At 42.9% G+C, this 21,274-nt stretch carries 20 protein-coding genes and 1 tRNA gene; 9 read left to right on the top strand and 12 right to left on the bottom strand.

Going from position 1 to position 21,274, the window contains the following annotated elements; translation table 11 throughout:
* Positions 1 to 15: 15 nt before the first annotated feature.
* The 3 genes from ACI2JM_RS14310 (at position 16) to ACI2JM_RS14300 (ending at position 2,300) form a co-directional block, all read left to right on the top strand.
* Complete coding sequence (locus ACI2JM_RS14310) at positions 16 to 825, top strand: sterol desaturase family protein (protein WP_404645055.1); 810 nt, start codon at positions 16 to 18, stop codon at positions 823 to 825.
* A gap of 238 nt (positions 826 to 1,063) precedes the next feature.
* The gene (locus ACI2JM_RS14305) at positions 1,064 to 1,618 is read left to right on the top strand and encodes a carboxymuconolactone decarboxylase family protein (protein ID WP_404645053.1); all 555 of its coding nucleotides are present in this window, start codon (positions 1,064 to 1,066) and stop codon (positions 1,616 to 1,618) included.
* Between the two features lie 28 nt (positions 1,619 to 1,646).
* Positions 1,647 to 2,300: a DsbA family protein gene (locus ACI2JM_RS14300; protein ID WP_404645051.1), complete on the top strand. Its 654-nt coding sequence runs from the start codon at positions 1,647 to 1,649 to the stop codon at positions 2,298 to 2,300.
* Between the two features lie 101 nt (positions 2,301 to 2,401).
* On the opposite strand, the gene ACI2JM_RS14295 is transcribed toward ACI2JM_RS14300, so the two are convergent.
* From ACI2JM_RS14295 to speB, 6 genes are all read right to left on the bottom strand, one after another.
* Positions 2,402 to 3,013, bottom strand: coding sequence for a TetR/AcrR family transcriptional regulator (locus ACI2JM_RS14295; RefSeq protein ID WP_201554052.1), 612 nt, complete (start codon positions 3,011 to 3,013; stop codon positions 2,402 to 2,404).
* A gap of 185 nt (positions 3,014 to 3,198) precedes the next feature.
* Entirely contained in the window at positions 3,199 to 4,770 is a 1,572-nt protein-coding gene (locus ACI2JM_RS14290; protein WP_404645049.1) for an aldehyde dehydrogenase family protein, read from the bottom strand.
* A 180-nt stretch (positions 4,771 to 4,950) separates the two neighbouring features.
* Entirely contained in the window at positions 4,951 to 6,357 is a 1,407-nt protein-coding gene (locus ACI2JM_RS14285; protein WP_404645047.1) for a YjiH family protein, read from the bottom strand.
* Positions 6,338 to 8,143, bottom strand: coding sequence for a D-lactate dehydrogenase (dld, locus tag ACI2JM_RS14280; protein ID WP_404645045.1), 1,806 nt, complete (start codon positions 8,141 to 8,143; stop codon positions 6,338 to 6,340). Before dld ends, ACI2JM_RS14285 begins: the two co-directional genes overlap by 20 nt.
* Before the next feature lie 157 nt (positions 8,144 to 8,300).
* Entirely contained in the window at positions 8,301 to 10,034 is a 1,734-nt protein-coding gene (locus ACI2JM_RS14275) for a 5-guanidino-2-oxopentanoate decarboxylase (protein WP_404645043.1), read from the bottom strand.
* 116 nt (positions 10,035 to 10,150) lie between these two features.
* A complete protein-coding gene (gene speB / locus ACI2JM_RS14270; RefSeq protein WP_404645041.1) occupies positions 10,151 to 11,119 on the bottom strand; it encodes an agmatinase in 969 nt (322 codons plus the stop codon).
* Between the two features lie 233 nt (positions 11,120 to 11,352).
* Between speB and ACI2JM_RS14265 the strand changes: the two genes are divergently transcribed.
* Complete coding sequence (locus ACI2JM_RS14265) at positions 11,353 to 12,252, top strand: LysR family transcriptional regulator (RefSeq protein ID WP_201604230.1); 900 nt, start codon at positions 11,353 to 11,355, stop codon at positions 12,250 to 12,252.
* A gap of 25 nt (positions 12,253 to 12,277) precedes the next feature.
* Here ACI2JM_RS14265 and ACI2JM_RS14260 read toward each other — a convergent pair whose 3' ends face one another.
* From ACI2JM_RS14260 to ACI2JM_RS14250, 3 genes are all read right to left on the bottom strand, one after another.
* Positions 12,278 to 14,068 (bottom strand): potassium/proton antiporter, encoded by a 1,791-nt coding sequence (locus ACI2JM_RS14260; RefSeq protein ID WP_404645039.1) that lies wholly within the window; start codon positions 14,066 to 14,068, stop codon positions 12,278 to 12,280.
* A gap of 220 nt (positions 14,069 to 14,288) precedes the next feature.
* Complete coding sequence (locus ACI2JM_RS14255) at positions 14,289 to 14,624, bottom strand: GlpM family protein (protein ID WP_227676529.1); 336 nt, start codon at positions 14,622 to 14,624, stop codon at positions 14,289 to 14,291.
* Between the two features lie 193 nt (positions 14,625 to 14,817).
* Entirely contained in the window at positions 14,818 to 16,488 is a 1,671-nt protein-coding gene (locus ACI2JM_RS14250) for an alpha-keto acid decarboxylase family protein (RefSeq protein ID WP_404645037.1), read from the bottom strand.
* 261 nt (positions 16,489 to 16,749) lie between these two features.
* Between ACI2JM_RS14250 and ACI2JM_RS14245 the strand changes: the two genes are divergently transcribed.
* A tRNA-Gly gene (locus ACI2JM_RS14245) sits at positions 16,750 to 16,824 on the top strand.
* Between the two features lie 427 nt (positions 16,825 to 17,251).
* Here ACI2JM_RS14245 and ACI2JM_RS14240 read toward each other — a convergent pair.
* Entirely contained in the window at positions 17,252 to 17,476 is a 225-nt protein-coding gene (locus ACI2JM_RS14240) for a helix-turn-helix domain-containing protein (RefSeq protein ID WP_404645035.1), read from the bottom strand.
* 196 nt (positions 17,477 to 17,672) lie between these two features.
* On the opposite strand from ACI2JM_RS14240, the gene ACI2JM_RS14235 reads away from it, so the two are divergent.
* The 4 genes from ACI2JM_RS14235 to ACI2JM_RS14220 are packed head-to-tail and all read left to right on the top strand — an operon-like array spanning position 17,673 to position 19,791.
* Positions 17,673 to 17,888: a hypothetical protein gene (locus tag ACI2JM_RS14235; protein ID WP_011513303.1), complete on the top strand. Its 216-nt coding sequence runs from the start codon at positions 17,673 to 17,675 to the stop codon at positions 17,886 to 17,888.
* A gap of 19 nt (positions 17,889 to 17,907) precedes the next feature.
* On the top strand, positions 17,908 to 19,152 hold the full coding sequence (locus ACI2JM_RS14230; protein WP_404645032.1) for an Arm DNA-binding domain-containing protein: 1,245 nt from the start codon (positions 17,908 to 17,910) through the stop codon (positions 19,150 to 19,152).
* The gene (locus ACI2JM_RS14225; RefSeq protein WP_404645030.1) at positions 19,149 to 19,460 is read left to right on the top strand and encodes a hypothetical protein; all 312 of its coding nucleotides are present in this window, start codon (positions 19,149 to 19,151) and stop codon (positions 19,458 to 19,460) included. The genes ACI2JM_RS14230 and ACI2JM_RS14225 overlap by 4 nt, the downstream gene beginning before the upstream one ends.
* The gene (locus tag ACI2JM_RS14220) at positions 19,423 to 19,791 is read left to right on the top strand and encodes a hypothetical protein (RefSeq protein WP_404645028.1); all 369 of its coding nucleotides are present in this window, start codon (positions 19,423 to 19,425) and stop codon (positions 19,789 to 19,791) included. Before ACI2JM_RS14225 ends, ACI2JM_RS14220 begins: the two co-directional genes overlap by 38 nt.
* Positions 19,792 to 19,996: 205 nt before the next feature.
* Here ACI2JM_RS14220 and ACI2JM_RS14215 read toward each other — a convergent pair whose 3' ends face one another.
* Both ACI2JM_RS14215 and ACI2JM_RS14210 read right to left on the bottom strand, forming a co-directional pair.
* Complete coding sequence (locus tag ACI2JM_RS14215; RefSeq protein WP_404645026.1) at positions 19,997 to 20,524, bottom strand: endonuclease V; 528 nt, start codon at positions 20,522 to 20,524, stop codon at positions 19,997 to 19,999.
* A partial coding sequence (locus ACI2JM_RS14210; protein WP_404645024.1) for a hypothetical protein occupies positions 20,521 to 21,274 on the bottom strand: 754 nt, incomplete at its 5' end. The genes ACI2JM_RS14215 and ACI2JM_RS14210, both read right to left, overlap by 4 nt.

Raw genomic sequence — 21,274 nt, 5'->3', positions numbered from 1 at the left:
GTTAAGAGGCAGCTAATGACTAACGAAGTATGGTGGCGGCTTGGGTTCTTTTTAAGCATTTTAGTGATTATGATGCTGATAGAATGGCGCATGCCTGCACGTCAAGCACCAATCAAAAGTAGCAAACGCTGGTTCGCTAACTTTGGCTTGGTTTTTATCTCGTCAGTTATTGCTCGTTTAGCGGTGCCTGTCGGTCTAACGGCTGTGGCGCTGTATAATCAGCAGCATGGGATTGGTCTATTTAATATCATCAATTTGCCAAGCATCGTCGTCGTCATACTAAGCTTGATATTGCTCGACATCATCATTTACTGGCAGCATCGATTATTTCACCGCGTGCCTATGCTATGGCGTTTGCATAAAGTCCATCACGCTGATGCGCATGTTGATGCCAGCACAGGGCTTAGATTTCATCCCATTGAAATCGTTTTAAGCATTCTAGTAAAGCTCGCTGCCGTTAGCTTATTGGGTGTTCCTGCCATCGCTGTATTGATATTTGAGATTGCGTTAAATGGCTTAGCGATATTTAACCATGCCAATATTCGCCTGCCACCTGCGCTTGAAAAACCGCTGCGCTTAATATTGATGACGCAGATTTTGCATCGTATTCATCACAGCCAACGCGTTAGTGAGACCAACTCAAACTATGGTTTTAGTGTCATTTGGTGGGATTGGATTTTTGGTAGTTATAAGGGTAAAGCAAAGCAGTCTGATAATGAGCTAGATATTGGGCTAAAAGAATACCCAGCAGCCAAACAAAATGCCTCGCTATGGGGATTGTTAACCATGCCATTTAGCAATAATTTGGTTAAGAAAAACAAATAACTGTCGTGATGCCGCCTAGCTTTGAATGTAAACGAAATTTACAAACAACTTGAGCATTCACTCAAATATTATTTGAACGATTGCTCAAAATGGATTATAGTGGCTGCAGTTGTTGAGCGACTCACGAAAATCTCACTTATTAAATTGAGTATTCACTCAACTATATAATAGGTTCTCAAGTCGCTTATACACACTTACTTTTACAACAATTCACTAATAATGATTAAAAGGTTTTAATATGACTGAATTTACCCTACACGATAAAAATACAGCCCCAGCAGAAAGTAAAGATTTGCTTGATGTATCTATCAAAGCATTTGGCAGAGTCCCAGGTCTACATGCCGTCATGGCTGAAGCACCTGGGCTATTAGAAGGCTATCAACGCCTGCATCAGTTGTTTTTAGACAGCAGTTTCGATGATGAGGAAGTCACGGTCGTATGGCAAACCATCAACGTCGAACATGAGTGCCATTACTGTGTACCCGCTCATACTGGTATCGCCAAAAGCATGAAAGTAGACGACGCAATCACTGAAGCATTACGTAATGAGACACCACTACCAACTGCAAAACTAGAAGCATTACGCGACTTTACGCTATCAGTCGTTCGTGATCGTGGTAATGTAAATGATGACGCAGTGCAAGCGTTCTTAGATGCAGGCTTTACTAAACGTCAGATTTTAGAAGTGGTTCTTGCAGCGGCTCAAAAAGTGATGAGCAACTACACCAACCATTTGGCCAACACGCCAATCGACAAGCCTTTCCAAAAGTTTGAATGGCATAAAGCTGTCTAATTATATAAGAACCAAATAAGGAGCCACTATGAGTAATTTAAAAAAGCCATTACGAATAGATATCGTGTCAGACGTGGTCTGCCCTTGGTGCGCTATCGGCTATAGTCAACTAGCCGAGGCATTAAAACAAACCAACACTCCGCACGAGATTCACTGGCATCCATTTGAGTTAAATCCTAATACGCCGCACGAAGGACGAAACTATCGTGAGCATATCATGGAGAAGTACGGTACGACTGCTGAAGACATTCAAGAGAACCGAGCTAGAATGACAGAAGTAGGTGCTAAAGCTGGATTTGATTTTCAGTTTACCGATGACTTTCGTACTTACAATACTTTTAATGCGCATCAGTTGCTGCATTGGGCCGATCAGCAAGGGCGTATGCACGAGCTAAAGCAAGCATTGTTCGTCGCACATTTCGTCGATAATAAAAATGTGGCTGACAGTGCTGTACTTGCAGATGTGGCAGCAGAAATCGGACTGGATCGTAGCGAAGCACTGGCGGTCTTAAAAGATCAACGATTTGCTGCAGCGGTAGAAAAAGAAAAGCAGCATTGGCAGCAACAAGGCATTCAAAGTGTGCCATCTATGGTTTTCAATGAGCGTCATTTAATTAGCGGTGCTCAAGGTGTTGAAAATTATAAAAGTATATTGCAGCAGTTGGCTGACATGCCAGACTAAATTATCTGATTGATGGTTAGGTCTTCAACATTAAGGGTTGTAGAAGCGTTATTAGTCTTAGACTATATAACGCCTCTACAACCCTTTTTTCATAGTTACATTTACACGCCAACAGGCTTATCAATACGCAGCGCTTCTATAGAGAGCGCCATATCTTCAGCCAACGCTTGCACCGCTGCACTTTCGACATCACGCTGCGCAAAAGCACGCAGCCCCATGATTTCCGCCTGTAGTCGTCGTCCAAGCCTAGTCGCATCGAGCTCAGTATCAAGCTCACCCAGCCGCTGTGCTTCGGTAAAGTAATTTATAAAACGTAGCTCCATACCTGCCAGCAGCATTTCAACTTTTTGTAGCGCTGTCTGCTCACGAGCACCAAGCTCCAGTAAACTTTTGACCAGCATGCAAGCCTGACTCGGCAGCCCTTTATCACGAATACCACCCAGCTGACGCACGAAAGCGGCTAACCCCAACAGCGGTGATTGATAAGCGCCCATTACCCGCTCAAGCTCACTCAAACCTAGACGAGCATAGTAGTCTAACGCTTCTTGAAATAATCCATCTTTACTGCCAAACGCAGCGTAAATGCTTCCTGGACGCATATCGAGCGCCTCTTCTATGTCTTTTAACGAAGTAGCATGAAAGCCTTTTTGCCAAAAAAGCTGTAACGCGCGTTCTAAGGCATCCTGACGGTTATAAAGTGCGGTACGTGACATAGTTTTTCCATCTCAAAAGCTGTAATCTCATATAAAAACAAGCACAGCGATAAAATTTGAATGATTGCTCAATTTTATATCGAATGGCATTCTTAGTCCAGTAAAGTTAATTTACAAAGCAAATATCTTATTTAGCCATTGGTAGCAATATCAATGGCTAAATAAGATATGAAAGCGCCCAACGTTTAATGACTCAATAACACATGCTTGCTTTTTTGATACGCAGACAAGCCATCTACACCCAGCTCTCGACCGATACCGCTCTGCTTAAAGCCGCCCCACCCTGACTCTGGAAGTACAATTTGTTGCTCATTGATCCAGATATGACCTGCTTGAATCTGTAGCGCCATCTCTACTGCCGCCGTTTCATCAGCGCTGACAATGCTCGCGGCCAAAGCAAACTGGCTATCATTGGCTAAAGCAATCGCCTCTGCATGGTCGGTAAACGTTTGACTCACTAAGACCGGCCCAAAAACCTCTTCTGTCCATAACTGACTGGTCACTGGAACATTGGTATAAATCGTCGGCATCGCAAAATACCCTTGTCGATTTAAGACCTCACCACCTGTGAGACAAGTCAGGTTTTCGGCAGCAGCAATGTCGAAATATTTTTTTACTTGATTTAGTTGCTGCTCACTAACCAGTGGACCCATTTGCGTGTCAGTGTCAAAGCCATCACCAATTTGCAAACTTTCTGTCTTAACTTTTAATGTGTCGAACAACGACTGAGCAATGCTTTCATGAACAAGCAGTCTTGAGGTGGCTGAACAGATCTGACCGGCATTGGTAAATATGCCACCGATGATTAAATCACAAGCGTGGTCGATATCGGCATCTGCACATACGACGATGGCTGACTTACCGCCCAGCTCTAGACTGATATCTTTGATACCTTTTGCCGCTTGGCTCATTACCTTTTCACCAACGGCGTTGCTACCAGTAAAAGAAATTTTGTCGATTAATGGATGGCAGGTCATGCCAGCGCCCACTTCAGCTGCACCCGGTAAAATATTAACGACTCCTTTCGGTAGTTTAATATAAGACAATATATTGCCCAGCATCAACTCTGGCAATAATGTCACCTCAGAGGGTTTCAATAGCACCGTACAGCCTGCAGCCAATGCAGGAGCTAACTTCCAAGCAGTGGTCACCATTGGGAAATTCCATGGGACAATAAGGGCGCAAATACCAACAGGCGCATACGTTTTTAGCAAGCGTATGCTTGACTCGCTGGTAGATACCTCCGACCAAGTCGCTTGTTCTGTGATGAGATTGGCATAATATCGATAGCAGGCAATGGCATCGCTCACGTCTATTTTTGCCTCTTCAATGGGCTTACCATTATTTAATACAGACAATCCCACCAATTTGTCAAACTGCTGCTCCATCGTCTCGGCAATGGCATTGAGATACGATGCGCGCTCGCTTACGGCGGTTTGCGACCAAGATGGGTACGCCGCAGAAGCCGCATTGACTGCCATTTCTACCTGTACCTTGGTACACAATCGAGTGGTAGCGATGATTGTTCCCGAATTTGAATCATATAAGTCATAACTTGAATAATGATTCGAATCATAGCTATCAGCATCAGCATCAGCATCAGCATCAGCATCAGCATCAGCATCAGCAGTATCGGTAGCAGGTGCTTCAATAGTCATCCATTTGCCATCTATATAGGCTGCATTTAACATCACTTCATCGTGAACCGTTTGGATGGCGCTTTCTCTCGTTAAACTGTTAGTATTCGTCATTTCCATGATGGTCAATCACCTTATATGGTTTGATATAATTTTTTTATACCTATTGTCTTTGATTGTATTTATAAGTGTCTCTGTAAATCATTCGCTAAGTAATCAGTTTATTCTTTAGTTAGATAAACCGATTATTTAGCACATTATCTCGTTATGCTAGAGGCTGGGTTGATATTGGCTACATGGCTAATAAAGTAGATGCGCCACTGAGGTAATCACCACCAAACTGATCAGAGTACGAAGAATAAAAATCATAAACAGCTCTAACACATTAAGCTTGATGTTTGATTTCAAAATCAGCGCGCCCACTTCAGACATATAAATAATCTGAGTAATAGAACATGCACCAACGATGAATCTTGTCATCTCACTCTCAATACTTTTGCCGACCAAGGCTGGCAAATACATATCCGCAAAGCCCATAATCATCGCTGGAGCCGCCTCTGCTGCCTCTGGAATTTGTAACAAATCAAGCAGCGGTACCAACGGTGTAGACAACCATTTAAACACAGGCGTATATTCGGCTAAGCCCAGACCAATCGTACCAATTGCGAAAATCACGGGGATTAGCCCAAAATAGATATCGAATAGATTTTTTACACTACGTTTGAACACTTGACCCAGACTTGGCATTGAGTGCGCGCGCGTCACAGCACGATTGACCGCCCATTGGTAGGTCGTGTACTGAGCAGGAATCCCTTCATCGAGCATGCTTTTGCCAGAATGATAGGTGTCAGGCTTTAAGGAAAGTGGCGGTATACGCGGCATAATAATCGCGGCGATAAAGCCTGTTAAAGCAATGGTCAGATAAAAATAAACGAAGTTATCGTCTACGCCGATGGTTTTGGCGACGACATAAGTAAAAGCGATCGAAGTCACCGAAAAAGTCGTCGCGATAATCGCCGCTTCACGCTGGCTATAGTAGCTTTTATCATACTCCTGCATGGTCACGAGTAAACCGATAGAAGCTGCGCCAAACCAAGAGGACATGGCATCTACCGCTGAGCGTCCTGGCAACTTAAACAGCTTGACAAATATTTTGCTCGCCAGTGTGCCCAAAAACTCCATCAAACCAAAATCTGTCAAAAACGGTAACGATAAAATGGCGAAGAAAAACAAAGGAATCAAAATCGGAATCAAATCTTCGAAAATGACGCCGCCTGTATTACGATTAATAATAAATTCAGGGCCGACTTGCAGATAAATCATCCAGACAAACACCATCCCTAACAATCGGGCAGTGAGCCAAAACCAATCAACATCGAAGAGTTTTCTGACCATAGAGTCTTCATGCAGGTTGGGCTTTAACACCTTCACAGCCAAAGCCCCAAGAAAGGAAGTCGTCACGATTGCCATTGCCACATAAACGACAGAACCGCCCAGCAAAGCTTGCAAAGCGTCCGTTAACACACCCAATAAAATCGTAACCTTTCCGTCCCATTGAAACGGAATAATAAATAGTGCAATGCCCAATGCTGAAAACAATAAAAACTTCCACATTGACGCACGCCACTGCTCTCCTTGCGGCGTTTCTGAATCGACAACATCATTTCCTAATATTGGTTGCTGCGACTTATCGAGATAATTCGTCATTTAATTCCTCCTTGATGGGCGACGATCGCCAATTTTTCCATTTTGCTGTCTGACCAATGCCTGGATTTAGCGAATTGGTCGGATCTAGTTTTTTATAAAAAGTATGTAATGCAGGTTTTGCGGTATAGACATGACCCACGTTGTGTTCAGCAGGGTACTCTATACGGCGGCGATCATAAAACGCCAATAGCTCATCCTTGAATTTTTTTGCATCCACTTCAGGGTATAACAGATAATCTTGATGCATGACATGGCAAAAAAAGTGCCCCAAATAAAAGGTTTTACTGACCTGCTTTTGTAAGTTAATAGGTAGCACTTCATCCCAATCTACGGCATTCCTTGGTAAGGCAATGTCGGTAGACAACAGCTCGCCAAACGTTGTATGGTTAAGATTGTGATAACGAAACATGGCAGCGGTTGCCGCACTACGAAACACCAATAATGCTTGGGATTCTGCTGCTGTACAAAGATGCATGACGCCTTGATGCTGCTGCATATGGGACTGTAGAAATGCTTGAGCGGCGGCAATATGACGATTATTAGCGCTATCATTGCTATTATCATCGTTATTGCTATTCGCGACTTTAATGATTAAATGATAACGATAGGAGCACGCCTGCTCAGCCAAAGGGGCTGGTAATGACGGCGGCATGAAAACACCAGTCATTTGTAGCATCCGATCTGGTAGAGTCTGAGGCAGTCGCCATTTATCCAAATAATAACCAATCTTGGCTTGTAACCGATACAGCGCTCCTATCTTACTGGCTGGCAGTTTTCGCATACTCAAGCAAGTATCACGGCCATAGCGCATGGTAATATCGTTGTAACTTTTGTGCATATATTCTGCCAAAATAGGCAGGTTTAGCTCGCTTTTTAACCACTGCTGCCTAAGTGTGGTAAAAGTATTGGCGTCATTGGTCGAGATATAAAACGTTTGTTCTTGCGTCGGTTTGGCAAATGTCGCGACTCGAACCGCAAAGACGATGACTTTGCCTGCTGAACCAGAGGCTTCATATAATCCGTTAGGGTCATTATTAAATCTAGCAGGTGTGTCTGCCTCGCAATCACGCACCTTGTGTTGATAATGGTGATTTGTACAGGACTTACTGTTAGCACTCTCTGGATTTTTATTGAACGTGCCAGTTTGTAAGTTTTCAAGCATCTCTTCTGGATCTACACCTAAATCAATGCCTAAGTGATTGATTAATTCAAACTCACCCATGGCATCACGTTTGGCAAATAGCGACATCTCGGTATACGCCGGACCACGCTGCACCAACATACCGCCAGAGCTGTTGCAAATACCGCCAATCACCGAAGCACCAACACAACTTGAGCCCAGCACTGAATGCGGCTCACGCCCCAAAGGTGCAAGCTCAGACTCAAGCTGCTGAAGGCTAGCTGCTGGCAAAGCAACAAGCTCTGCTGCATCATTGAGCAGATAAATGCCGCCCAATCGTTGCATAGAAATCACAACGACTGCTCGATCGTACTCTCCGTACGGTGTCGAGCCTCCGGTCAACCCTGTGTTAGCAGCCTGAGCAATAATAATCACATCAGCCGCTGCACAGAGATTAATGACGCGCCATAGTGCCATAAGAGAGTCTGGTATCACAACTGCCGCGACAGCATCGGTGATAGAAGCAATCGCCCCTTGTGTATACGACTGCTGCTGGCTGGGTTTGGTCAATACATTGGTCGCGCCAACAATCGCGGATAAATCCGTTAATAAGCTTGCCAGCGAGGTGCTCAAGCGACCAGACGAGCGGTTAGCATGTGGCATCATAGACGTTCTTCCTTGAGCGACCAGCCTTTATTATGCTTAGCGTTGGTATAGTTGGTTCAATATAATTTAGATACAAGGAAGGCGAGTGAAAGTACTACAAATAGTAGAATAAGCGAGCCTGACACCGTATCTGATTTATATAGGATTAACTATATTGTTAGCTAAAGCAGGTAAACGTCATACCCATTTCAATCAAAAAGTTATCGGCTTCATCAACTTCATAGATGATGGGTTGCTTACCTTTGATATCTTCTTTTAGAGCGTCGAGCAATTGCTGTTTGGCTGTGATTCTGCGATAACCTGCGCCAAATCCTGCGGCTAATGGCTCAAAGTTCGGCGTCTTAATATTAACCCCGATTAGTGGCAATCCACCCTCTTCCATATAACGACGAATTTCGCCATAGCCTTGGTTATTCCACAGTAGCACAATCAATGGCAGCTCAAGCTCGGCGGCACAGATGAGTTCTGCGATGGTAAATTGAATACCGCCGTCGCCAATCAAGCTGACCACTGGACTGTTTGAACCAATCATGGCACCAATGGCAGCAGGCAAACCATAACCTAACGTGCCAAACCCTGTTGACGAATTAAACCATCGACGCGCGGCTAACGCCTCAAAACCAAGATTGCCGCTATAGACAGGCTGCGTTGAATCACCAACGAAGATGACGTCTTTCACTTCATCTCGAATCAACTGAAGTAGCGCATTTTGCCCAGCAAAGTCTGGTGTCATTCCTGCTAACAGTGCTTGTTTTGCCTCGTTTACTCGTGATACCGCTTGATGATTTAACGCCTGACCCTCTAAGCGTTTGCAGAGACCACTTACCGCCATTTGCGCATCGGACGATACTGCGATATCTGCTCTAAAAGGACGCTGTAATTGCTGGGCATCGCAATCGATACGAATCAGCGTGCCATTGATTTTGAATTCACCATTAAAGAACACATCATAATCAGTCTCACCCAGCTCAGTACCAATCGCCAATACCCAATCAGCCTCAGCAATAACGGCGCGACCTGCCTCTAATGACTGATTGCTACCCAAACTTAATGGGTGGCTAGGTGGCAGCAAACCTTTGGCATTGATGGTCAAAAACGTCGGTGCATCGATAAGCTCTGCTAGGGTTTGCGCCTCATGATCGACATCGACGCAGCCACCACCATAAAGTATCACTGGATTTTTTGCCGCTTTTAGAGATTCAACGATCAAATCTAATTGGGCAGGATTGGGCAGCGGTCTCATTACTTGAGGTAACGTTAAACCATGTGCATCAGTCGAATTTTTTACAAATTTATTTAAATAAGGAGTTAAATCAGAGGGCTTTGCGACATGACTGGCATCTGCGGTAATCACATCAATGGGCAACTGGATATGCACTGGCCCTGGACGTGCGCCATTAAATAATGCAAATGCTTCAGCGATGACCTTGGGTAACGATTCAGGCTGCCAAATAGTTTTGCTCGTGAGCGCTACCTTACTGACCATGCCTTGCTGATCGTGCAATTCATGCAAGTGCCCTTCACCGCTGCCCGTATCTGCCACTTTATTAACACTAGAAATCACTAGCATCGGAATGGAGTCAGCCAATGCTTGTGCCATAGCCGTCATGATGTTGGTCATACCCGGACCTGTGATGATAAAACACACGCCAACTTTGGCAGAAGCGCGGTAATAGCCATCAGCCATAAACCCAGCGCCTTGCTCGTGACGCGGTGTCACGTGGCGGATGTTGGTGTTTGGCAGACCACGATATAGCTCGACCGTATGCACACCCGGAATACCAAATACGGTCTCTACCCCATAATACTCTAGCCACTGTACGAGCAACTCACCACATGTCAGAGACAGCGTGGCGGGCGCTGAAGAAGATGTTTGAAGCAATTGCGTCATGAGTTAATCATCCTAAAAAATTCAATATCTTATAAAGAAATCGTTAAGTCTAATATACAAACCAACGTCAGCCTATTAACAAAGGATTCATTTGGCAAAAAGATAACGAATGATGATTAATAAATCGCTTTGACTTTATCGTCGTAGCGGACACCCGGCAAGATACACAGCATCTCGAATAGCAAATTTGCCGCTAGTACAGAGGTATTACCAAATGGGTCGTAAGGCGGTGACACTTCTACTAAATCACCACCCACCACATCAAGTCCGCGCATACCGCGAATGATTTCTATCGCTTGCGTTGAGGTCAAGCCACCGATTTCAGCAGTGCCCGTACCCGGTGCAAACGCAGGATCAATACCATCGATATCGAAACTTAAATAGACGGGGCCATCACCGAGCTTTTCGCGTACTTCTGCCATCAATGGTGTCAGAGACTTGTACCAGCATTCCTCAGCAGGGACAACACGAAAGCCTTGCTGGGTTGACCAATCAAACTCTTCGGCGCTATAGCCTGTACCACGTAAGCCAATCTGTACCACACGGTTGCCATCGATTAAGTTTTCTTCAACAGCGCGGCGGAAAGGTGTACCATGAGCGATTTTTTCGCCAAACATCTCATCGTTGATATCTGCATGCGCATCGATATGCACCATGCCGACAGGGCCGTGTTTTTTGGCAAGCGCACGTAAGATAGGCAAGGCAATGGTATGATCGCCGCCCAAAGTCAATGGAATAGCACCATGATTCACGATTTTATCAGTATAGAATTTTTCGATGATATCAATGCTTTTTAGCAAGTTGAAAGTATTGATAGGCACGTCGCCGATATCAGCAACTTGTAAAGACTCAAAAGGCGCTGCACGAGTGGCGACATTATAGGGACGAATCATGCGTGATTCATCACGAATTTGTCGTGGACCCAATCGCGCACCACTACGGTTTGACGCACCGATATCTAACGGCACACCCACAAATGCCACATCTAACCCTTCTGCATCAGCTTGAGTTGGCAAGCGCATCATAGAAGCAAAGCCGCCAAATCTTGGCATATCGTTGCCGCTTAATGGTTGATTGAATTTCATAAATCACATCCTTGTTTCAGTTTGTTTAAAATAGGCAATTTTTTATATGCTTTGACAATACCTAAATATTTGAAGTCAGACCATGGTAAAATTTAGAAGTAAACTTCTGGTTTTTCGTAGTAATTTAGATTTAGCTGTTATTATCAGAAGTTTGATATAAATTTGATGTTAGAAAAGTGATAAATAGAAGATTCATTTTGATAGACAGCATAGCTACTGAGGAATAATGACCGATGCTAGATGAATTGATAAAAATAGACATCAAAACCTTGCGCAGCTTTATGGCGATTGTAGAGTGTCAGGGCGTGACAGCCGCACAGTCTCGCTTAAATGTGACGACCTCTGTCATTAGTGGTCATTTGACCCATTTAGAAGATCGCTTAGGTATGACGCTTTGTCATCGTGGGCGCGCGGGTTTTAAGCTGACAGAAGATGGCGCAGCGGTTTATGAAGCCTGTTTGAGTTTTACTGAAGCGGTTGCCAGTTTTCAGCATCAACTGCACTATATTCGCCAATTGGATTCGGTGCGTGGCGGTCATATCCGACTGTGTCTCATTGACCAGATGCCGACGTTTTTTTATGACGCCTTGCGCCAATGCTTGGCTGCTAGCTATCGTGACAATCCCCTTATCCACTTTTCTATCGATGTGCAAAGCCCTGAAAGCATGCTAGAGAAGCTGCTAAGCAACGAGAGTGATATTGGTGTGGGATATTTTGGCAGTTTTCCACCACTACTCACTTTTCAGCCAGCATTTATTGAAAAGCAGGTGGTCTGCTGTGGACGCGAGCATCGATTGTTTTATGGGTCAGAAGGGTTAACTTTTGAGGATTTGGAACAAAACTATCCATGGATAAAACGAGGCTATATTACCGATTTGAGTATCAATCATGTCCGTCCAAAAACATTGAGTGCCACCACTTATCATATGGAGGCAACTGCGCAGCTCATTTTGGCGGGCCATCATGTTGGTTACTTGCCTAATGATTTAGCCAAGCGTTATGAAGAAATGGGGCTGATGAAAATACTATTGCCCAATGAGGCCAGTTACGAGGTCAAGCATCATTGGGCTTATCGAGAAAACTTACACAAACAAGTCGCCGAGTTTTTAAGTCAAATGACGCGTCTTTTGTGAATAATAACGGCAAATAGCTACGTAGCTACCCTGCTGTTAATCGCTCTAGATGCTTTAAACCAATCGTTCTAAGCTTTCCTTTATCATCCACTTCTTTTATGACCAACGACCATTCGTCATTGATATCGACCGTATCACCCGATACTGGCTTTATCTCTAAGCTATCATTAATATATTCAGCGACCGTTTGATCCCACATGCTTTTGGCGCTGTCCTCAGATTTGGATTTGAGTTTATCGACAAGCGACTCAGACGCCATAATACTGGTAAAAAACGGCAAATCTCCAAGCTTCACACTTGGGGATAGCAGCCAATCGCCATAAAAGTCATCCATGGCTTTATGGTCAAGGGTCGTGTCATTGAAAATCTTAGCAATTTGGGTAGCGTGGTTCCCTGTCATCGCATACCACACCCTATCACCGCATTTGAGCTTGGTGTTGTCATCAACAACGATAATATGCTGCCTGCGTACCAAGGCAAAGACACTGATTTCATCAGGGCTTATGCGCTTAGAGATGGCCATTGGATGACGATCAATCGCAAATGCCCCTGACTTTACTTCAAACTCATATAAAGTAATGCTTGCTTTGTCAGATACCCAAACCTCATGCTCTTCTTCTGGGTCTTTATTACTAGGAATACGCACTTTGAATAAATTTGCCATAAAAGGAATGGTCGTGCCTTGTAAAATCAAAGACAAAACCACCACGCCAAAAGCAATATCAAACAACATAAAAGCGCCATCTATTCCCGCCATCACCGGTAATATGGCAAGCGTAATAGGAACCGCACCGCGCAAGCCAACCCAAGAAATAAAGCCGATTTCTCTGTCTTTAAATTTAAAGGGTTTCACACTGGTATAGACCGCAATAGGACGGGCAATAAAGATCATAAAAGCAGCAATCGCGACGGAGTAATACCAAACATCAATCACATGCGATGGCGTCACCAATAACCCCAATACCACAAACAATACCGCTTGTGACAACCACGCAAAGCTATCCATCACCCGCATCACATGCTCAGTTGAGCGCACTTTATGGTTGCCAATTAGCACACCAGTGAGATAAATTGCCAGAAATCCACTGCCGCCGATGAGATTAGTCGCGGCAAAGACTGCCAATCCCGCAGACATGATCAAAATGGCATACATACCTTCTGCCAAGTGTATTTTTGGTAATAGCCTCGCCAATAAATAACCAAACAGTAAGCCCATGCCCAAACCAAAGCCAAGCTGCTGTAATAACAACCCTAAAAAGCCCAGTACCGTCTGTCCAGCGGGATCAACATTTAAAGCGATTAATCCTGTCACCAGCAAAATAGCCAAAGGGTCGTTCGCACCCGATTCTAGCTCCAGTGTAGCCTGTACACGATCGTTGAGCTTGACGCCGCCATTACGCAGTAGCGAAAACACCGCTGCTGCATCGGTTGAACCAACAATGGCCGCCATCAACAAACCAAGACGCCAATCAACATCGAGTAGCCAAGTGACGAATATACCCAGTATCATTACTGTCGCAAGTACGCCCCAAGTGGCTAAGGTAATAGCAGGCTTAAGACCGACTCGAAATGACTTAAAAGAAGTACGTAGCCCACCATCCAACAAGATACAAGCAAGAGCCGCCTGCCCGACAAAGTTAGCAATACCATATTGGGCGAACTCGATACCTAAAATGCCATCTTCGCCAGCCAACATCCCTACGATCAAAAACAGCAGCAATAGCGGAACGCCTAAGCGCGCCGATAACGTACTTGCCATAATACTGGCGAAAATTAACAATGCCCCTACGAGATAGATGATATTTAAGGTATCCATCTTTTTTTAAGCCCTATTTTTATAAATTGTAATGAATGGAGTTATCGCGATAATTCTAATTTTAGTTTTAGTTTGCTACAGGTCACACCATAAAATCGCTCTTAAGCATAACATCTACGACCGAATCTATAAAAATTATCTGTAGAAATATGTACCGAATTTTATATATACCTTTGATATATTGCCCTTTGACAGAGTTTACGTTTTTTTCTAACCACAACTAAGCCTGAATATACTGCCATGTAAGGACCAAAATCGCTGCGGCTATTGTCCAAGCGACAACGCCGAACAGTAATGCCTTATATAAGCTGACGTAGCCGATGCTAAAAAACACCACAAAGGTATAAATAAGGTGCGGTATGACACCGAGCATACTAAATATTAATGCGACTTTTAAATCAGCGGGGCTACGCTCAGTACCCACAATAAAGTGACTGATTAACGTAAATGTGGGGAACAGTGGCGCGAGTGCTGCCAAATAAAAAAATCTGGTTTGCGCGAATAATTGAATCGCCAATACCATTAGAGCACCAATAAGCATTTTTAACCAAATCACGACGGGGTCATCTCCTATGGAATGATAAGGGCTGGAAATAGCCCAATCCACCATGATACTAGAGTCTGCAAACCGACATAAGAGCCATAGCTGATTAATTAATCTATATGATAAAAAAGTGCAAAAAGCCCCATCTAGCAATGGTGCTAAATGGGGCTATTCATTTTTATGAAACGAGTTTTTTATTACTCACTCAATCATTTTTTGGCTTCAGTGCGGCACTGATATCGGCGAGTAGTGGCGGGATATCATGCTTATCAGCGATGACCTCCAACATAACCAACTTGTCTTTTACAGCCGCTGCTTGCGTAAGAGCTGCTTTTAACTCGCCTGCTGTTTCTGCTTTTAGCAGCAGACTATTATCATCGGTGGCACCAAAAGCTTTTGGCATCATCTGCCAGTTACACTTAGGAATGTCATTATAGCGCTGGTTTTCACCATGAATCGCCCGCTCCACGGTATAGCCATCATTATTAATCAGTACAATCACTGGATTGATATGCTCTTGAATCATCACTGCGATTTCTTGAATGGTCAATAATGCTGAGCCATCACCAATCAATAAGACACTGCGCTTGTTTGGCGATGCAATAGCCGCACCCAAACTTGCCGGTAACGTATAACCAATCGAGCCCCACATTGGTTGTCCATAACAAGTCACGCCTTCTGGTAAACGCACATCACTGATGCCAAAATACGCCGTTCCCTGTTCTGCAAACACCAAATTATTATGGTCTAGATGATCGGCAATGATATGCCATAGATCATCTTGAAGAATAGCCTCATCGTCTTTGCCATGTTGCTCATGCGGCTTGACTTCTTTACAGAACGGCTTTGGCACAATATTAATATCTGAGGTCAAGACTTCATGTAGCGTTTTTAGGGCGTCTTTTAGAGCAATGGGCGCAAAATTTTTGCCAGCAATGCTCGCGCGCTCATAATGCAAATCAACCACCGCATTTTCATCAATATCTTGGCTAAAACCTGCCGTCGTGGTATCGGTATATTGCACACCTATTTTTATTAAGCACTCACAGTTTTCGACTGCATCCTTGACCACGGGACGTGATGCCACGCCAGCATAAGTCCCTGCCCAGCGCTCACTATTTTCGTCAAGCAAAGTTTTGCCCCACGATAACGTCGTATAAGGAATATCTGTATCGGCAATCAATGCCTTAAGCTGATTTTGCAGCCCCAAACGATGCACCATCAAATCTGCCATCAGCGTCGTGGTTTTGTTTGGCAAAAACTCTATGAGCGCTTGTTTAAAATCTGCCAATGCTGCTTGACTGGTGATGTCTTCTTGGCTATCAACAAGCTTTGTAGTCGGCGGATAAATAGGTTGACGAGCAACGTCAGGCGATAGTAACAGATAGCCTGGGCGATGTTTTTTAAGAATTAAGCGAATCACACGGTCGATTTCTGAGGCAGCATTTTCAGGAGTAAGCTGCGCTCGTGCTACCGTGACCGGCTCTACCATTTTAATAAAATGATTGAACACGCCATCACCAAGTGAGTGATGGATGCGGCGCTTCGAATCTTGTAGAGCCGTACTTGGCGCGCCCACGATATGAAGCACTGGTGCATACTCAGCAAAAGAGCCTGCGGTCGCGTTAATCGCTGACAATTCTCCCACCCCAAAGGTCGTCACCATCGCCGCAAAGCCGCGCTCACGTGCATAGCCGTCAGCTGCGTAACCTGCATTTAACTCATTGGTGTTACCCACCCAGCGCAGCTTATCAGAGGCGATAATATTGTCTAAAAACGTTAAGTTGAAATCACCAGGTACGCCAAATATCTCTGATGCGCCTGCTTCTGCAACACGATCAAACAAATAATCAGCGATGGTATATTGTTGACTCATAGTACTTATCCTTAAGTGTTATCTTTATAAATCATGAAAATGATTAATATGGTTAAAGTCATTATAAAACTGTATTCCAGCCTATTTATAGAAAGCAAAGCTTTTGGAATATAGATTACAACAATCTGTTATATCATAGATGAAGGCTAGGATAATATGCCAATTTACTATCTTTTACTTTTTTTCATACTAACTGTTGACACGTTAAAAAAACTGCGTATAATACGCCTTCATCAACTGACGATAGTTAATTGATAATTAGCGGGAATAGCTCAGTGGTAGAGCATAACCTTGCCAAGGTTGGGGTCGAGAGTTCGAATCTCTTTTCCCGCTCCAAATACTTAAAAAGCCTCACTTAATAGTGAGGCTTTTTTTTGTCCGAGTTTTAAGGGCTACAGCGTTTTCCAGTATTAGTTATTCAGTCTAATTGCTAAGTTTATCTAATATATTAAAAGCTCAAAAATCAGCACCGTGACCAAAACGTGACCATTTCGTGCCCACGCTATAAACACTGATTCTATAATTGACCCCAACTTACATTCCTACCCTTATAAAAAACAACGCTAAAAAATATTTTCTTAACGTTGTTTTTTCTTTTCCATTACTTTTGTAGATTGACCTCATAGCGTGACCAAAACGTGACCAAATCATGAAAAAGTAAGTTTTTAAAATAACCCCAACCTTAATTTTAGGCCTTGGAACGTCATATATATAAGGCTCTACCACTTATTCCTCTGCACATCTTTTTCAATTTTGAAGATCCTCAAGACTCTTCATCATCTTTATTATTTGACTTATAAATAAATAAGTCACCCACCTGTACATCTAAAAACTCACATAACTGGTCGATGGTATTGAAGTCAATTCTTGATGACTCTTCATTGTATAGCTTATGAAGTGTTGATTTACTCATACCTGTTGCTCTTACAACATCTGCTACACGCAATTTTTTCTCTGCCAAAATAACAGGAAGTTTAGACACGATCATAAAATTTACCTCTTTTCGGGTAAAAATGCTTTACATTGCGGTAAAAAGGTAATATATTACACAAATCGGTTATTAATTACCTTTAAGCGGGTAAATAATAGCTGATACTTCAAAGATGCATTTTTACAGGCTGATAAAATAATTTTTATTCTATCACTTAATGCAATGACTTAATAACTGAAAAGAGGTAAATATTATGAGTAATACTTATTTAACAACTGATGAGTTAGCCGAACGCATCAAGTACGACGCACGTACTATCCGCAATCAAATGAAAGACACCGTTTTGATTGAAAACATTCACTACATACGCCCTTTTGGTGGTCGTAAGATTTTGTACGTATGGGAGCGTATCGAGGAAGACATGTGCAAGCCGGTTATGAGCGCTATCAATGGTATGGCACTTCAATAAAAAAATAAGGGGATTCACTATGGCTACTATGCGAGGACGGTTTGGCAAGCTGGTCGTTGACTTCCGCTACTTAGGTAAGCGCTGTCGAGAAAAGACCAGTTTAGAAGATAACCCAGCTAATCGTAAAAAATTAGCGCAAGTCATGAAAAAAATGGAAGCAGAAATTACCTTAGGTATTTTCGACTATGCCGCTTACTTTCCAAAGAGTGAACGAGCACAGGAAATGACGGAATTGGCTGATAGAGCGGAAGCTTGTATCAGTCGTAATCCAACCTTTAGGCAGTTTTCAGAGATTTTTTATGAGGAGAGGAAGATTGAATGGCGGCCGAGCTATCGGCAAAAGACACAGATTATTTTGAATAAGTACTTGTTACCTGAGTTTGGGGGTAAAGCGGTACATGCTATAAAAAAACCAGACTTGCTGACCTTCCGTAGCTCTCTCGCCAAAGTTCGTTACGGTAAAGATGGTCAGTCAAGTCTGTCAGTAGCACGAATCAATCAGATTATGATACTACTTCGTATGATACTAGAAGAAGCGTCAGATCGCCATGAGTTTGAGATGCCTTATAAAAATATTAAGAATCTTAAACAAGCTCGTCCGGATGTAAATCCCTTTACGCTGGCTGAGGTATGGCTGATTTTAAAACATGTCCGCGCTGACTATAAGCCCTACTACACCATTCGGTTTTTTACAGGAATGCGTACCAGTGAGATTGATGGGCTTAAGTGGGATTGCATTAACTTTGATCGTCGTGAGATCAGTATCAGAGGGGCATTAGTGAATGGGGAGATGGGTCCGACTAAGACGTTAGGTTCACAACGTGATATTGCGATATCACAGTTGGTCTACGATGCATTATTAGAACAGAAAGCACATACGTACGGTAAGTCAGAGTTCGTATTCTGCAACTCACAGGGCAATCCGATGGAGTACCGTAATGTGAATAGACGGGTATGGAAACCAACCCTTGCCCTACTCGGTCTTAAACACAGGCGTGCGTATCAGACTCGACATACCGCAGCAACGCTTTGGCTCGCTGCTGGTGAGAACCCTGAATGGATAGCACGGCAGATGGGTCACAGTAGTACGGAGATTCTGTTTCGGGTGTACAGCCGCTATGTGCCCGATATTACCCGTCAAGATGGCTCAGCGATGGATAACTTACTACTCGCGAGCAAGGAGAAGTTAACGAGCGTATCGAATAGCTCTAGAGCTGAGACACTAAGCACGAATACACAAACTGACAAGGAGACGTCACCATGAAAATTATTAACTATGAGGAGCTGTTTGGTGAGTTTAAACCTGACGGTGCGATCAGTGCAGATGCAAATCTTATTGCCAATACATTGATGCGTGAATTGTATATTTCATCTGGTCATAATCTAGCACGCTTCTTAGGAGTGAAGCGGTGCTTAGGAGTGAAGCGGTGCTTTGATAACGATATGGCGATGCGTGTATGGGTACAGAAGCGCTTGGATACTCAGGATGGGTACTTTGTGGAAGACATGAGCAGTAAGCTTCAGAGTGAGCTTTATGAGCTATTGCCGTATTCTAGCTATGGCGGCTACTGAGGAAAATATGATGAGTGTAAAACTTCAACCCAATATGACGCAAAGCACATATGATATCAAAATATGTGAAGATTACTGGGCATACGATAATAAAAGTGGCTTTGTTGAGCATTTGAAGGAACTTTGCAAGAAGTATAAAGTTAGCCCTCAAGTACTGTTTGAGACAATCGCTCAGTGTTATGCCTACTTGGACGATGTTGTATGTGAATACTGCGGCTATGCTTGTCCAATTGAAGTACCTGCTGATATTCCTTGTATGCGTGCCAAAAATAGTTGGTTATGCACAATATGTGAGCATGCTTTATGGCGGACAGATCAAGCAAACAAATGAGCATTAATCATCCAAAAACCCAGACAGCTTAAGTTGTCTGGCTTTTTATGTGTAATGTATACGATATGCTCTCTATTTTATTGTGACACTACTTCTTATACAGTAATGTCGTTACTAGTACTATTAGCTTCGAATAAATCAGCCTGATAAAACAAGATAGTATGTTGGCTTGAATAATTATATCTTGCTCTATTTCTGACGTTTTTTAGCTTGTTTTTAGATGACGCCCGAGTTTATCTACATCAGCGGCCATTTTAGGTATTCGATGTTCACCTTCCATTTCACTGACCATCTCTTTCGCCATTGTAATGTTTATACCAATACTGGTGACATATAGAGGGCGCTTACTTATCCCTCGCCAAACGGCATAGTCTTCTGTAATGTCATAAAAATGATTTTTAGCGATACCGATGATTGGCTTTTTATTAGCTAGGTTGTCATACAGATATTTGCCTAATCCTGCTTTGCCTACACTATCCAAAAATACATAGCCGTCTATGATAATCACATCAAAAGGCTCTTTGATTTGGTTGATCAAGGCCAGTAAGCAAGGCATTTCTCGTTTATAGAACTGACCTGGCTCATAAGGCGCAACGTCATTAACTTCTACAATATGCTCGCTTAGAACACGGGATTGCTCAATGCCTTCAAAGCGAATACCTGCAACAGTTGCTGTAATTGCATCGATTTCTTGGCTTTCTTTATAATGTACGTCTAGAATTAGGAAAATCAATTTATTACTACCTCAAAATGTGAATGAGTTGCTCTTAATGCGTTAACTTTATCCATTTCTTTTTGATCAAAAGTATCTTTTCCAGCAAGCTGGCTATTTTTCAATTCTAACCTCTTCAAGTATGGGAGGTTAATTTTATCATTGAAAAAAATTAAGGTATCAAGATGTTCAATATCTAATACCAAGATAGACTCTGTCTCAGCAAGAGATTTATTCAATATCCATTCTCTAACTAATGACTCATTAATATCATCGCTAAGCCAAATTCTGAACCAATTGCTATTCATTTTCAATGTCTTGTAGTTCTCTAGCAATTCAAAATATTTAGGTAGAGAAAAAGGACATTTAAGATAGTTTTTTTCTTGGATTTCATTACCAGCAGCACCAAACCCTGTCACTCTATCGGTTCTAAAGTTATTACTTACGAAAATATGCTTCAGTCTTTTATTACTATCTCTCTCGTCATACTTCCTATAAGAAAAGCTTCCAGAGTCTGTGCTTTCTTCTAAGGAAAAACATTCCGTATATACGTAGCTCCCACTCTCATAATTAGCATAATTTAATTCAAATTCATAAGGGTCTTCTTTATTTTCATACCATAATATTGAATTAAAAGTTTGTCCTTTTTCATCTGTGTATGTTTCACTTTTACATATATAGTCTAATCCAAATAAAACCGATACAACCCTATTAACAATTGCATTTAATGAAGTAAACGATGACTTATTCAATAGACTATCGCAAACAGGT

The organism is Psychrobacter sp. NPDC064578, assembly GCF_044901245.1.
Lineage (GTDB): Bacteria > Pseudomonadota > Gammaproteobacteria > Pseudomonadales > Moraxellaceae > Psychrobacter > Psychrobacter cibarius_C.
This window is presented reverse-complemented; position numbering and strand designations above follow the sequence as displayed.

Excerpts from the sequence above, each read along its gene's own strand:
- ACI2JM_RS14310 (WP_404645055.1), top strand. The coding sequence starts at position 16 with ATGACTAACGAAGTATGGTGGCGGCTTGGGTTCTTTTTAAGCATTTTA.
- ACI2JM_RS14305 (WP_404645053.1), top strand. The coding sequence starts at position 1,064 with ATGACTGAATTTACCCTACACGATAAAAATACAGCCCCAGCAGAAAGT.
- ACI2JM_RS14300 (WP_404645051.1), top strand. The coding sequence starts at position 1,647 with ATGAGTAATTTAAAAAAGCCATTACGAATAGATATCGTGTCAGACGTG.
- ACI2JM_RS14295 (WP_201554052.1), bottom strand. The coding sequence starts at position 3,013 with ATGTCACGTACCGCACTTTATAACCGTCAGGATGCCTTAGAACGCGCG.
- ACI2JM_RS14290 (WP_404645049.1), bottom strand. The coding sequence starts at position 4,770 with ATGGAAATGACGAATACTAACAGTTTAACGAGAGAAAGCGCCATCCAA.
- ACI2JM_RS14285 (WP_404645047.1), bottom strand. The coding sequence starts at position 6,357 with ATGACGAATTATCTCGATAAGTCGCAGCAACCAATATTAGGAAATGAT.
- dld (WP_404645045.1), bottom strand. The coding sequence starts at position 8,143 with ATGATGCCACATGCTAACCGCTCGTCTGGTCGCTTGAGCACCTCGCTG.
- ACI2JM_RS14275 (WP_404645043.1), bottom strand. The coding sequence starts at position 10,034 with ATGACGCAATTGCTTCAAACATCTTCTTCAGCGCCCGCCACGCTGTCT.
- speB (WP_404645041.1), bottom strand. The coding sequence starts at position 11,119 with ATGAAATTCAATCAACCATTAAGCGGCAACGATATGCCAAGATTTGGC.
- ACI2JM_RS14265 (WP_201604230.1), top strand. The coding sequence starts at position 11,353 with ATGCTAGATGAATTGATAAAAATAGACATCAAAACCTTGCGCAGCTTT.
- ACI2JM_RS14260 (WP_404645039.1), bottom strand. The coding sequence starts at position 14,068 with ATGGATACCTTAAATATCATCTATCTCGTAGGGGCATTGTTAATTTTC.
- ACI2JM_RS14250 (WP_404645037.1), bottom strand. The coding sequence starts at position 16,488 with ATGAGTCAACAATATACCATCGCTGATTATTTGTTTGATCGTGTTGCA.
- ACI2JM_RS14240 (WP_404645035.1), bottom strand. The coding sequence starts at position 17,476 with ATGATCGTGTCTAAACTTCCTGTTATTTTGGCAGAGAAAAAATTGCGT.
- ACI2JM_RS14235 (WP_011513303.1), top strand. The coding sequence starts at position 17,673 with ATGAGTAATACTTATTTAACAACTGATGAGTTAGCCGAACGCATCAAG.
- ACI2JM_RS14230 (WP_404645032.1), top strand. The coding sequence starts at position 17,908 with ATGGCTACTATGCGAGGACGGTTTGGCAAGCTGGTCGTTGACTTCCGC.
- ACI2JM_RS14225 (WP_404645030.1), top strand. The coding sequence starts at position 19,149 with ATGAAAATTATTAACTATGAGGAGCTGTTTGGTGAGTTTAAACCTGAC.
- ACI2JM_RS14220 (WP_404645028.1), top strand. The coding sequence starts at position 19,423 with ATGAGCTATTGCCGTATTCTAGCTATGGCGGCTACTGAGGAAAATATG.